Source organism: Loktanella salsilacus (assembly GCF_900114485.1).
Classification (GTDB): domain Bacteria; phylum Pseudomonadota; class Alphaproteobacteria; order Rhodobacterales; family Rhodobacteraceae; genus Loktanella; species Loktanella salsilacus.
On record NZ_FOTF01000006.1, the window covers coordinates 18,432 to 30,924 of the forward strand.

14 protein-coding genes are annotated in these 12,493 nt (G+C 62.6%); 13 read left to right on the forward strand and 1 reads right to left on the reverse strand.

Annotation, left to right across the window (positions count from 1 at the left end; genetic code table 11):
* Positions 1-35: 35 nt before the first annotated feature.
* Positions 36-1,229 carry a DegT/DnrJ/EryC1/StrS family aminotransferase gene (locus tag BM131_RS06405; protein WP_090187270.1) on the forward strand — a complete coding sequence of 398 codons (1,194 nt, stop codon included), beginning with the start codon at positions 36-38 and terminating at the stop codon, positions 1,227-1,229.
* A complete protein-coding gene (locus BM131_RS06410) occupies positions 1,226-1,741 on the forward strand; it encodes a hypothetical protein (RefSeq protein WP_090187273.1) in 516 nt (171 codons plus the stop codon). The genes BM131_RS06405 and BM131_RS06410 overlap by 4 nt, the downstream gene beginning before the upstream one ends.
* Before the next feature lie 184 nt (positions 1,742-1,925).
* Here the strand turns inward: BM131_RS06410 and BM131_RS06415 are convergent, their stop codons facing one another.
* Positions 1,926-2,384: a CreA family protein gene (locus BM131_RS06415; RefSeq protein ID WP_090187275.1), complete on the reverse strand. Its 459-nt coding sequence runs from the start codon at positions 2,382-2,384 to the stop codon at positions 1,926-1,928.
* 102 nt (positions 2,385-2,486) lie between these two features.
* Here BM131_RS06415 and BM131_RS06420 point away from each other — a divergent pair, with 102 nt between their 5' ends.
* The 11 genes from BM131_RS06420 (at position 2,487) to BM131_RS06470 (ending at position 12,450) form a co-directional block, all read left to right on the forward strand.
* On the forward strand, positions 2,487-3,650 hold the full coding sequence (locus tag BM131_RS06420) for an isovaleryl-CoA dehydrogenase (RefSeq protein ID WP_090187276.1): 1,164 nt from the start codon (positions 2,487-2,489) through the stop codon (positions 3,648-3,650).
* Positions 3,647-3,931 carry a hypothetical protein gene (locus tag BM131_RS06425; RefSeq protein ID WP_090187279.1) on the forward strand — a complete coding sequence of 95 codons (285 nt, stop codon included), beginning with the start codon at positions 3,647-3,649 and terminating at the stop codon, positions 3,929-3,931. Before BM131_RS06420 ends, BM131_RS06425 begins: the two co-directional genes overlap by 4 nt.
* Before the next feature lie 14 nt (positions 3,932-3,945).
* Positions 3,946-4,440 carry a lysozyme inhibitor LprI family protein gene (locus BM131_RS06430; RefSeq protein WP_090187281.1) on the forward strand — a complete coding sequence of 165 codons (495 nt, stop codon included), beginning with the start codon at positions 3,946-3,948 and terminating at the stop codon, positions 4,438-4,440.
* On the forward strand, positions 4,437-5,996 hold the full coding sequence (locus tag BM131_RS06435; RefSeq protein WP_090187283.1) for a carboxyl transferase domain-containing protein: 1,560 nt from the start codon (positions 4,437-4,439) through the stop codon (positions 5,994-5,996). Before BM131_RS06430 ends, BM131_RS06435 begins: the two co-directional genes overlap by 4 nt.
* A gap of 45 nt (positions 5,997-6,041) precedes the next feature.
* Positions 6,042-7,961: an acetyl/propionyl/methylcrotonyl-CoA carboxylase subunit alpha gene (locus tag BM131_RS06440; RefSeq protein WP_090187285.1), complete on the forward strand. Its 1,920-nt coding sequence runs from the start codon at positions 6,042-6,044 to the stop codon at positions 7,959-7,961.
* 136 nt (positions 7,962-8,097) lie between these two features.
* Positions 8,098-8,463, forward strand: coding sequence for an NADH-quinone oxidoreductase subunit A (locus BM131_RS06445; protein ID WP_090187287.1), 366 nt, complete (start codon positions 8,098-8,100; stop codon positions 8,461-8,463).
* Positions 8,454-8,984 carry a NuoB/complex I 20 kDa subunit family protein gene (locus tag BM131_RS06450; RefSeq protein ID WP_175499207.1) on the forward strand — a complete coding sequence of 177 codons (531 nt, stop codon included), beginning with the start codon at positions 8,454-8,456 and terminating at the stop codon, positions 8,982-8,984. Before BM131_RS06445 ends, BM131_RS06450 begins: the two co-directional genes overlap by 10 nt.
* Positions 8,985-8,993: 9 nt before the next feature.
* Positions 8,994-9,626: an NADH-quinone oxidoreductase subunit C gene (locus BM131_RS06455; protein ID WP_090187289.1), complete on the forward strand. Its 633-nt coding sequence runs from the start codon at positions 8,994-8,996 to the stop codon at positions 9,624-9,626.
* Complete coding sequence (locus BM131_RS06460) at positions 9,623-10,861, forward strand: NADH-quinone oxidoreductase subunit D (protein ID WP_090187291.1); 1,239 nt, start codon at positions 9,623-9,625, stop codon at positions 10,859-10,861. Before BM131_RS06455 ends, BM131_RS06460 begins: the two co-directional genes overlap by 4 nt.
* The gene (locus BM131_RS06465) at positions 10,858-11,193 is read left to right on the forward strand and encodes a hypothetical protein (protein ID WP_090187294.1); all 336 of its coding nucleotides are present in this window, start codon (positions 10,858-10,860) and stop codon (positions 11,191-11,193) included. The genes BM131_RS06460 and BM131_RS06465 overlap by 4 nt, the downstream gene beginning before the upstream one ends.
* A 60-nt stretch (positions 11,194-11,253) precedes the next feature.
* Positions 11,254-12,450, forward strand: coding sequence for an NADH-quinone oxidoreductase subunit E (locus tag BM131_RS06470; protein WP_090187296.1), 1,197 nt, complete (start codon positions 11,254-11,256; stop codon positions 12,448-12,450).
* Positions 12,451-12,493 lie beyond the last annotated feature (43 nt).

Genomic DNA, 12,493 nt, shown 5'->3' on the forward strand with positions numbered 1-12,493 from the left:
TGACGCCGCCAGAGCCCGGCGCGAAGGTTAACCTTATGTCAGAGGTCTTTACCGGCAATTTCACGCAGCAAGAACCGCTGCCAGAGGCGTCCATCGCGGCAGCAGAGGTCGTTTTGCGCCATGGCCGCCTGCACCGCTACAACGTGGCAGAGGGCGAGGTGTCTGAAACTGCGCGGCTCGAGGAAGACTTTGCCGCCAGCACCGGGGCGGCCTATGCGCTGGCGGTGGCATCGGGCGGTTACGCGCTGGGCTGCGCCTTGCGCGCCTGCGGTGTCGTGCCGGGCGAGCCTGTGCTGACCAATGCCTTTACGCTGGCCCCGGTACCCGGCGCGATTGCCGGGGTGGGGGCCGTGCCAGTGTTCGTCGGCGTGACCGAGGCGCTGGTGATCGACATGGATGATCTGGCCAAGAAGCTGGAGAGCGCCCGCGTGCTGCTGCTGAGCCATATGCGCGGGCATATCTGCGACATGGATGCGCTGATGGCACTGTGTGATGCGGCTGGCGTGACGGTGATCGAGGATTGCGCCCATACGATGGGTGCGCGCTGGAACGGCACGCCCACGGGTCGCTTTGGCAAGATGGGCTGCTTTTCCACGCAAACCTATAAGCACATCAACGCAGGCGAAGGCGGCTTGCTGATCAGCGATGATGCAGAGGCGATGGCCCGCGCCGTGCTGCTGTCGGGGAGCTATATGCTGTATGACCACCACCGCGCCGCGCCCCCGGCCGAGGTGTTCGCGGGGCTGCGGTATGACGTGCCCAATATCTCTGGCCGGATGGATAATCTGCGCGCCGCAATCCTGCGCCCGCAGCTGAAAGCGCTGACGCGGCAGGCGGGGCGCTGGAATGACCGCTATACGCGGTTGGCGCGGGGGCTGGCGGATGTGCCGGGGCTGACGCTGCCTGTGCGGTGCGCGAAAGAGCAATTCGTGGCGTCGTCGTTCCAATTTCTGCTGCTGGATTGGGCCGCGCCCGATGTGATCGCCGTGGTGGACGGCTGCGCTGCGCGGGGCGTTGCGCTTAAATGGTTTGGCGCGGCAGAGCCTGCGGGCTTTACCTCGCGCTATGACAGCTGGCGATATGCGGACACACCGCCGCTGCCCGCGACGGACCGAATATTGGCAGGGCTGCTGGATATGCGCCTGCCGCTGACGTTTTCCTTGGAGGATTGCGCGCTGATCGCCCGGATCATCCGCGATGTCGTCATGCAAGTGCGGGGGACACCATGAGGGTCACTGAAGTCGAAGCGGCCATTCGCGAGGCGCTGGGCCGGATCAACCGCCCCTTTCCCGGCTATACCATCGACCGCACCCCGCGCGGCGACGGCACACCGCATATCGAGGGCGAGGGGCCGTTCTTTGATCTGATCGTGGATGATGACGGCATGGAGCGGTCGCGCGAGACTGTGGATGGGCACGAGCTGTTGTTCCGCATCCTGCGCCGCGACATGCGCCTGATCGCCATGGCCGAAGAGCGCCGCACCCGCACGGACACCGCCCCCAGCTGGCTGAAAGCGCTGCGCAAATGGTGGCCCGGCGCGTTGGAGGGGTTGATTGGCAGCGACGACTATTCGCGGGGGACATGGATCGACGGGCATATCCGCTTGATGACCCATCTGCGCAGCGACTGGGGCGCCCGCGTGCATACCGAAAACGACGCCATGCTGCGGCGGTATCCGCTGACCAAAGGCGAGCACGAGAACTTTCGCAGGCTTGATTTGAGCGCCTACGGGGTGAAGTGAAGTTTTTTCGGCGCGGCTGGATGCCTCCGGCGGGAGTTTATCTGGCAAGGTGAATGCGGGTGGATTTTCGCGCGGGGGTCTGTGGGCCGCGCTGGGCGACGTGCATCGGGCTCGGGTCTGATCCCCTTCGGGGGGAGTATTTTTTGAAAAAGCGAGGACAGGCGGGGGCGGGCGTTTGGCTGGGTTATTCGCTGGGCGTGTAGAGGGGGACGGTGCTGATCGACATTTTGGCCGAGCCTTGGGTGAGCTCGTTGGCATGGGCGAGGTAGATCAGGGTGTTGTTCGCCTCATCGAAGATGCGCTTGATCTTGATGGATTTGAGGATGATCGACTGGCGTTCGCTAAAGACGTTTTCGCCGTCGGCACTGCGGTCAATATTGCCAAGCACGATGGGGCCAGTCTGGCGGCAAGAGATGGACGAGTTCGAGGGGTCTTCGAACCAGTTGCCATTGGACAGCCGGTCGATGATCGAGCGGTCGAAATAAGCCAGATGGCAGGTCACGCCCTGCACCTTGGGGTCTGAGACAGCCTCTATCACGATATCATTGCCGACCCAGTCCACGCCGACTTTGCCAACCACATCGGCGAAGGCAGGTTGCGTCATCAGGGTGAGGGCGGTCGCGAGCGCGGGGATATGTTTCATGACATGCGATGTAGTTTGCGCAGGGGATGATGCAAGAGGCTTGACCTGCGCGCGGGGCATGGCCTAACAATTGAACAAGTGTTCAATAAAGGATGCGCGGCAATGTTCCACGGCTCTATGACGTTCGATCTGGGTGAAGATGCTAATGCGTTGCGCGATATGGTGCATGCTTGGGCGCAGGACCGGATAAAGCCGATGGCGGCGACGATTGACCGCGAAAACGCCTTTCCCCCGACGCTGTGGCGCGAGCTGGGCGAGATGGGGCTGCTGGGTGTCACGGTGCCAGAGCAGTACGGCGGCGCGGGGATGAGCTATTTGGCGCATACCGTCGCGGTCGAGGAAATCGCGCGGGCGAGTGCGTCGGTGTCGCTGTCGTATGGTGCGCATTCGAACCTATGCGTCAATCAGATCAAGCTGAATGGAACCGACGCGCAAAAGGCCAAGTATCTGCCGCGTCTTGTCAGCGGCGAACATGTCGGCGCGCTGGCGATGAGCGAGGCTGGCGCTGGATCGGACGTGGTGTCGATGTCGCTGGCTGCCGAGAAGCGCAACGATCATTACCGTTTGTCGGGGACGAAATACTGGATCACCAACGGGCCGGATGCGGATACGCTGGTGGTCTATGCCAAGACGGATAAGGCGGCGGGGTCCAAAGGGATTACGGCGTTCCTGATCGAGAAAGAGATGAAAGGGTTCAGCACCAGCGCCCATTTCGACAAGCTGGGGATGCGCGGATCGAACACGGCAGAGCTGGTGTTTGACGATGTCGAGGTGCCCTTTGAAAACGTCCTTGGCGAAGAGGGCAAGGGTGTTCGCGTGCTGATGTCGGGGCTGGATTACGAGCGGGTGGTGCTGGCGGGCATTGGCCTGGGGATCATGGCCGCCTGTCTGGACGAGGTGATGCCTTACCTTGCGCAGCGCAAGCAGTTCGGCCAGCCGATCGGGTCGTTCCAGCTGATGCAGGGCAAGATCGCCGATATGTACACCGCGATGAACTCTGCCCGCGCCTATGTCTACGAGGTCGCGCGGGCCTGCGACCGGGGCACGGTCACGCGGGCGGATGCGGCGGCGTGTTGTTTGTACGCGTCCGAAGAGGCGATGAAGCAGGCGCATCAGGCCGTGCAGGCGCTGGGCGGGGCGGGCTTTATGGCCGACGCGCCCGTCGCCCGGCTGTTCCGGGACGCCAAACTGATGGAGATCGGGGCCGGCACAAGTGAGATCCGCCGGATGCTGGTCGGCCGCGAGCTGATGGCCGCGGTGGGATGACCCGCTGGCGCCTTTTCGCGCCGCTGGCCGCGCTGGTTGTGCTGACCGGGTATCTGGGGCTGCGGCTGGGGCAGCCATTGGATGACACGGCGATCATCGAACAGGCCGCGGCGCGGTATCTGACAGAGGCGGGGCCGGGTGCGCAGCGGACAGATTGTGCGGCGACGGCGCATCCGGATGCGCGGATGATCGTGGTGTGCCACGCGGCGGATGGGCGTGAGTTTTCCTATGTCATGGGGAACCGTGGCGAAGTGTTCGAGCGGTCCGGGCCGCAAGCATAACAGGAGTCTTGAACATGAAGATCGGTCGATATGCCGTTGTGATTGCAGCATTACACGCGCTGCCAGTAATGGCACAGGACTTGGGAGTCGACCGGGGCGATGTGCTGGCCTGCTTTGCGGATACGCCCATTGGTGCGATTTATCCGGACTGCCTTGGGGCTGCTGCAAACGTCTGCCAAGATCAGGATGGGGGCAGCACGACCATCGGGATGACGGAATGCATCATGGCAGAGACGGCGGTTTGGGATGACATGCTGAACGAGGAATACACGCGGCTTCAGCGCAATTTCAGCGCCCGCGGCTGGGCTGGTGGCGCGGTGACGAATGCAGAGCTGAAGATCGCGCTGCGCGATGCGCAAAGAGCGTGGATCGCATACCGCGATGCCGATTGCGGCTTGCGTTACAAAGTCTGGGAGGGCGGGACCATCAGAGGTGTTGTGGCAGCGAATTGCGAAATGACGATGACCGCCAGCCGTGCGCTGGATTTGCGCGATATGGACCGGCCATGAGCCGCGCCGCGCACATGGAGGCGCTGGACCGCGTGGCGCATGCGGCCGCCACGGCGATGGCGGGCGGGGGCGCGCGGGCGCGGGAGCGGCATGTCAGTCGCGGCAAGATGCTGCCGCGTGAACGGGTCGCCAACCTGCTTGATCCGGGGTCAAGCTGGCTGGAAATCGGCGTGACGGCGGCGCATGGCATGTATGGCGGCGACGCGCCGGGGGCTGGTGTGATCGCGGGGATCGGCTGGGTCAGCGGCGTGCAGGTCATGGTCGTGTGCAATGATGCGACCGTAAAAGGCGGCACCTATTACCCCGTCAGCGTGAAAAAACACCTGCGCGCCCAAGAGGTTGCGGCGCGCTGCGGGCTGCCTTGCGTCTATCTGGTGGACAGCGGCGGGGCGAACCTGCCCAATCAGGACGAGGTGTTTCCCGACCGCGACCACTTTGGCCGCATATTCTATAATCAGGCGAATATGTCGGCGGCGGGGATTGCGCAGATCGCAGTGGTCATGGGGTCCTGCACGGCGGGCGGTGCCTATGTCCCGGCGATGGCCGATGTGTCGATCATCGTGAAAGAACAGGGAACGATCTTCCTCGCGGGGCCGCCCTTGGTCAAGGCGGCGACGGGCGAAGTGGTGTCAGCTGAGGAATTGGGCGGCGGCGATGTGCATACGCGCCTGTCTGGCGTGGCGGATTATCTGGCCGAGGATGACGCCCATGCGCTGGCTTTGGCGCGGCAGGCGGTTGCCTCGATCTCTGCTCGGAATACGGGCGATATCAAGCGGTTGCAAAGCGAAGTTCCTGCAGTTGATCCGGATAGCCTGTTCGACGTGATCCCGGCGGATCTGCGTACGCCCTATGACATCCGCGAGGTTATTCGCCGGATCGTCGACGGCTCGCGCTTTGACGAGTTCAAAGCCCGTTTTGGCGAGACGCTGGTGACGGGATTTGCGCATATTGACGGCTGGCCCTGCGGGATTGTGGCGAATAACGGGGTGCTGTTCAGTCAGGCGGCGCAAAAGGGGGCGCATTTTGTTGAACTGTGCTCTCAACGCCGGATCCCGTTGATCTTTTTGCAGAACATCACCGGCTTTATGGTCGGGCGCGAATACGAGAACGAGGGGATCGCGCGGCACGGGGCCAAGATGGTCACGGCTGTTGCGACGACCAAAGTGCCCAAGATCACGATGGTGGTCGGCGGCAGCTACGGCGCGGGAAATTATGGCATGGCAGGAAGGGCTTACAGCCCGGACTTCATGTGGACGTGGCCCACGTCGCGCACCGCTGTAATGGGCGGCGAACAGGCGGCGGGCGTGCTGGCGACGGTAAAGCGTGACGGCATGGAGCGGCGCGGCGAGGCGTGGTCGGCAGAGGAGGAGGCTGCCTTCAAGCAGCCGGTGCTGGACCAGTTCGCTGAGCAGAGCGATCCGCTTTATGCATCTGCGCGGCTTTGGGATGACGGGGTGATTGACCCGCGTCAAAGCCGGGCGGTGCTGGCCTTGAGCCTTGCGGCCAGCTGCAATGCGCTCATCGAGGAGACACGCTTTGGCGTGTTCCGGATGTGATGATTTTCGCAGGGGACATGACGCGCCTGCACGGGGGGATGTGCGATGTTTAACAAGGTTCTGATTGCGAACCGGGGCGAGATTGCCTGCCGGATCATCCGCTCTTGCCAAAAGCTGGGCGTGGCCACGGTGGCGGTCTATTCCGACGCCGATGCGGATGCGCTGCATGTGCGCATGGCGGACGAGGCGGTGCGCCTTGGGCCTGCGCCGGTGGCGGATAGCTATTTGCGCGGCGATCTGATTGTACAGGCGGCGCTGGATACGGGCGCGCAGGGCATCCATCCGGGTTACGGTTTTCTGTCGGAAAATCCGGGGTTTGTGGATGCGGTCACGGCTGCTGGGCTGGTGTTTATCGGCCCGTCTGCGGATGCGATCCGCAAGATGGGGCTTAAGGATGCCGCAAAGGCGTTGATGGACAAGGCGGGGGTGCCGGTGGTGCCCGGATACCTTGGCGCGGATCAAAGCGCCGATGTGCTGGCCGCTGAGGCGGGCAAGATCGGCTATCCGGTGCTGATCAAGGCCGTGGCGGGCGGCGGCGGCAAAGGTATGCGTCTGGTCGAGGCGGCCGCGGATTTCGCGGATGCACTAGACAGCGCCAAGGCCGAGGCGCGGACCGCCTTTGGCAACGCCGATGTGCTGATCGAAAAGTATATCCAGCAGCCAAGGCATATCGAGGTGCAGGTCTTTGGCGACGGCACGGATGCGGTGCATCTGTTCGAGCGTGACTGTTCCTTGCAGCGGCGGCATCAGAAGGTGATCGAGGAAGCGCCAGCGCCGGGCATGACGGACGCAGTGCGCGCCGCGATGGGCGACGCGGCGGTCAAGGCGGCGCGGGCGATTGGTTATAGTGGCGCGGGCACGATCGAATTTATCGTCGACGGCAAGAACGGCCTGCGCACGGACGGCTTTTGGTTCATGGAGATGAACACGCGCCTTCAGGTCGAACATCCGGTGACAGAGGCGATTACTGGCGTTGATCTGGTGGACTGGCAGCTGCGCGTCGCATCGGGGCAGGCTTTGCCGCTGCGGCAGGATCAGTTGCAGATCACCGGCCACGCGTTCGAGGCGCGGCTTTATGCAGAAGACGTGCCCGCCGGGTTCTTGCCTGCGACGGGCACCTTGGCTGCGCTGCACTTTCCGGCGCTGGCGCGCATTGATAGCGGCGTTGCGGCGGGTAGCGAAATCTCTCCTTGGTATGATCCGATGATTGCCAAGATTACGGTGCACGGCCCGGACCGAGGGGCGGCGCTGACGGCGCTGTCCACGGCCCTCGCGCAGACGCAGGTGGCGGGGACGGTGACGAACCTTGGGTTCTTGCAGCGGCTAGCGGCCGCGCCGGATTTTGTGGCGGGCACGATGGATACCGGGCTGATTGGGCGGATGCCGGAATTGGCGGCATCCGCCGTGCCGGGCGCGCAAAGGCTGGCCTATGCCGCGTTGATTGCGGCGGGGCTGGACCGGGGTGCGCCGTGGCAAGGCTTTGCCCTGTGGCAGGGCGCGCCGCAGCGGGTGCTTATCGGCGAAGAAAGCGTTTTGGTCACAGCGGCGCAGGGCGGCTGGGATGTGCAGGTGGGCGAGCAGATCGTGCAGCTGCGGCGTGCCGGCCCGAACTGGCGGGTAGATGGCGCGCTGATGCCGCACGCCTTGCGGCACGGCGCGGCGGTGACCGTGTTTGGTGCGGACCCGTTCACGCTTGATCTGCCTGATCCGCTGGCGCGGGGCGGTGCGGGGCCGGGGGGCGATGTCGTCCTGTCGCCAATGCCCGGGCTGGTGGCGGCGGTGGCGGTGACCGAGGGGCAAAGCGTCGCAGAAGGCGACCGCATGGTCGTGCTAGAGGCGATGAAAATGGAACACGTCCTGCGCGCACCGCGCAGCGGGATCGTGGCGCAGGTCGCGGTGACGGCGGGCGATCAGGTCAAGGCAGGCGTCGCGCTGGTGACACTGGCACCCGAGGATGCCGCCTAAACCCCGCACCTGACCCCCGCGACAAAGCGGAGCGGCAGGCGGCGGGTTGGTTGACCCTGCCGGGGCACGGGTTTAAGTGTGACCCCAGCCGCGCCCGGCCGTTCGCTACCGGGTGCCACGGGAAAAGGATCACCCCTTGGAATCGATGCTGAACGAATACCTGCCGATCATGATTTTTCTGGGCCTTGCCATTGCGTTAGGCCTTATTCTGATACTGGCAGCTGCCCTGCTTGCTGTGCGCAATCCCGACCCTGAAAAGGTGTCAGCTTATGAATGCGGCTTTAACGCATTCGATGATGCGCGGATGAAATTTGATGTGCGATTCTACCTCGTGTCGATCCTGTTCATCATTTTCGACCTAGAGGTCGCGTTTCTGTTTCCTTGGGCCGTCGCGTTCCAAGACATTTCGATGACCGGTTTCTGGTCGATGATGGTTTTCTTGGCCGTGCTGACCGCAGGCTTTGCTTATGAGTGGAAGAAGGGAGCTCTCGAATGGGAGTGATGACCGGGACGCAAGTCGGACCCGACCGCGAGGTCGCAACGCAAGCGCTGAACCGCGAATTGACCGACAAGGGTTTCCTTGTCACGTCCACCGCTGACATTGTGAACTGGGCGCGCACCGGATCGCTGCACTGGATGACCTTTGGTCTGGCCTGCTGCGCGGTCGAGATGATGCACACGTCCATGCCACGCTACGACTTGGAACGCTTTGGCACCGCGCCGCGCGCATCCCCGCGTCAGTCTGACCTGATGATCGTGGCAGGCACGCTGACCAACAAGATGGCACCAGCGCTGCGCAAAGTGTACGACCAGATGCCAGAGCCGCGCTACGTGATCAGCATGGGGTCCTGCGCGAATGGCGGCGGTTATTACCACTACAGCTATTCCGTGGTGCGTGGCTGCGACCGGATCGTTCCGGTTGACATCTATGTGCCAGGCTGCCCGCCGACGGCAGAGGCGTTGCTGTATGGTATCCTGCAGCTGCAACGTAAAATCCGCCGTACCGGCAACATCGTCCGCTAAGGGGATCTTATGTCTGACGCTTTGAACGAACTTGGCCAGCACCTGGAATTGAAGCGCCACGATTGCGTGCTGGGGTGGGCTGTTGCCCATGACGAGCTGACCGTGACAGTCGCGCTGTCCAACATTGTGGGCTTTGTCGAGTTTTTGAAAACGGATGCGGCCTGCCGGTTTTCGTCGCTGGTCGATATCACGGCTGTGGATCACCCCCAGCGGCCCAAGCGGTTCGAGGTCGTGTATCACTTCTTGTCGATGTACCAGAACCAGCGCATCCGGCTGAAAGTCGACGTGCGCGAGGACGAGATGGTGCCGTCGATCATCACCGTGCACCCGTCCGCCAACTGGTTCGAGCGCGAAGTGTTCGACATGTTCGGCATCCTGTTTTCCGGCCACCCGGACCTGCGCCGTCTGCTGACCGACTACGGTTTCCGTGGCCACCCGCTGCGCAAGGATTTCCCGACGACGGGTTACACCGAAGTGCGGTATGACGAAGTGCAAAAGCGCGTTGTCTATGAGCCGGTGAGCCTTGTTCAGGAATACCGCCAGTTCGACTTTATGTCGCCTTGGGAAGGTGCCGAGTATATTCTGCCCGGCGACGACAAGGTTGCGCCGGATGGCCATGTCTCCAAGGGAGCAGCGAAATGATGGACGGCGATATTCGCGTGAACACCTATGACGACGGGTCCACGGACGCGCGTACGGGCGAGCAGAAGATCCGGAACTTCAACATCAACTTCGGCCCGCAACACCCTGCGGCGCACGGCGTTTTGCGTCTGGTGCTAGAGCTTGACGGCGAGATTGTAGAGCGGTGCGATCCGCATATCGGCCTGCTGCACCGCGGCACTGAAAAGCTGATGGAATCGCGGACTTACCTGCAGAACCTTCCGTATTTCGACCGGCTGGATTATGTGGCCCCGATGAATCAGGAACACGCTTGGTGCCTTGCCATCGAGCGTCTGACCAAGACCGAAGTGCCGCGCCGTGCGCAGCTTATCCGCGTTTTGTATTCCGAAATTGGCCGCATCCTGTCGCACCTGCTGAACGTGACCACGCAGGCGATGGACGTTGGCGCGCTGACCCCGCCGCTGTGGGGCTTTGAAGAGCGCGAAAAGCTGATGGTGTTCTATGAGCGCGCCTGCGGTGCACGTCTGCACGCAGCGTACTTTCGCCCCGGCGGTGTGCATCAGGATCTGCCCGACCAGTTGGTCGAGGATATCGACGCATGGTGTGTGGAATTCCCCAAGGTGCTGGCCGACATCGACGGTCTGCTGACGGAAAACCGCATTTTCAAGCAGCGTAACGCTGACATCGGCGTGGTGACAGAGCAGGACATTCAGGACTGGGGCTTTTCCGGCGTGATGGTCCGTGGCTCTGGTCTGGCATGGGATTTGCGCCGGGCGCAGCCATACGAGTGCTACGACGAGTTCGAATTCCAGATCCCCGTGGGCAAGAACGGCGACTGCTATGATCGCTACCTTGTCCGCATGGAAGAGATGCGCCAGTCGATCCACATCATGCGCCAAGCTTGCGAAAAGCTGCGCCATGAAAAGGGTGACATCATGGCCCGCGGTAAGATGACCCCGCCGACGCGCCACGCGATGAAGACCGACATGGAAAGCCTGATCCACCACTTCAAGCTTTATACCGAAGGCTTTCACGTGCCCGCGGGCGAGGTTTACGCCGCGGTCGAGGCACCGAAGGGTGAATTCGGCGTCTATCTGGTCGCTGACGGCAGCAACAAGCCATATCGCGCCAAGATCCGCGCGCCGGGCTATCTGCATTTGCAGGCGATGGACTATATTGCAACTGGGCACCAACTGGCTGACGTGGCCGCCATTATCGGCACCATGGACGTCGTTTTCGGAGAGATTGACCGATGATCGCACGTATCGCTTCCGCCGTCGCCGTATTGTCGCTGGCCGCTTGCGCCAGCAGTGGCACGGGCATTCGTCCGCTGGGCAACAACCTGCCGGCGAACCCGGTGCCTGTCGCCACGCCGCAGCCTGCCGTGCTGACCGCGAAAGAACGCCTTGTTGGCGCGATTGAATCCAATGGCTGCGCCTTGACGGCCGACAATGTCGGTGCGGTTCTGACGCAGGCGACGATCAGCCGCGAAGAACTGGTTCAGCTGACGCCGCAACTGCAGGCCGAAGGCCGGGTGGAAACCTCTGGCGACGGTGCAATCCGTGTGACCAGCGACCGCTGCATCTGACCCCAATGACGCGCCCCGCCATGACGGCGGCGGCGCCTGAGTAGACCGGAAGACCCTGATATGCTGCGACGCCTTTACCACGACCAGCCCGAGAGCTTTGAGTTCACTCCAGCCAACTTGGCTTGGGCAGAAGGCCAGATGACGAAGTTCCCCGAAGGGCGTCAGGCCAGCGCGGTTATTCCGCTGCTGTGGCGTGCGCAGGAACAGCATGGCTGGCTGACACGGCCCGCGATTGAATACGTCGCGCGCCTGCTGGGCATGGAATACATTCGCGTCCTAGAGGTCGCGACATTCTACTTTATGTTCCAGCTGCAACCCGTTGGATCCGTTGCACATATTCAGGTCTGCGGCACGCTGTCCTGCATGATCTGCAACGCCGAAGACTTGATCAGCGTCTGCAAGGACAAGATCGCGCCAAAAGCGCATCAGCTGTCCGCCGACGGCAAGTTTTCGTGGGAAGAGGTCGAATGCCTTGGGTCCTGCGCCAACGCGCCGATGGCGCAGATCGGCAAGGATTACTACGAAGACCTAACCGCCGAAAAGCTGGCCGAGATCATCGACGAAATGGCCGCTGGCCGCGTCCCCGTGCCCGGCCCGCAAAATGGCCGCTATGGCTCTGAGCCGAAGTCTGGCCTGACCAGCTTGAAGGACCACGAAAGCGGTAAGCATCAGTATAACGCCAGCGCCCAACTGGCCGTGGATATTGGCGACACGATCAAGCGGATCGACGGCACCGAAGTGCCGCTGCTTACGCCGTGGAACCTGTCCAAGACGGGCGGCAAGCCCGTCCGCGACGACATGATGCCGCCCGCTGGCCCCGATGGGACCCAAGGCGGCCGCACGGCAAGCGAGGCAGAAGCGCCGCGTGATCGCGGCGATTCCTCTGACGGTGTGGCAGAGGCAGAGGGCGAAGCCGCTGGCGTTCAGCGCAAGGGTAAGCCGAAAGAGGGCAGCGTTGCGCCCGCCGCGAAGACTGCGGTTAAGGCCGAGAGCGGCGTCGCCGTGGAACCTGTCGCTGAGGAAAAGCCGCTGACACTGACCGAGCCGCGTGGCGGCAAGGGCGATGATCTGAAGCGAATGAATGGTGTTGGCCCCAAGATCGAAGGCATCCTGCAAGAGCTTGGCTTTTGGCATTTTGACCAGATTGCGAATTGGACACCGGCAGAGATTGCTTGGGTCGATAGCCGTCTGAAGTTCAAAGGCCGGATCGAGCGCGAAGACTGGGTCAATCAGGCAAAGGGCCTTGTTGGCGCCTAATCTGCCTGATTTGCACGATAATCTTTGTGAGTGGTGAAAAAGT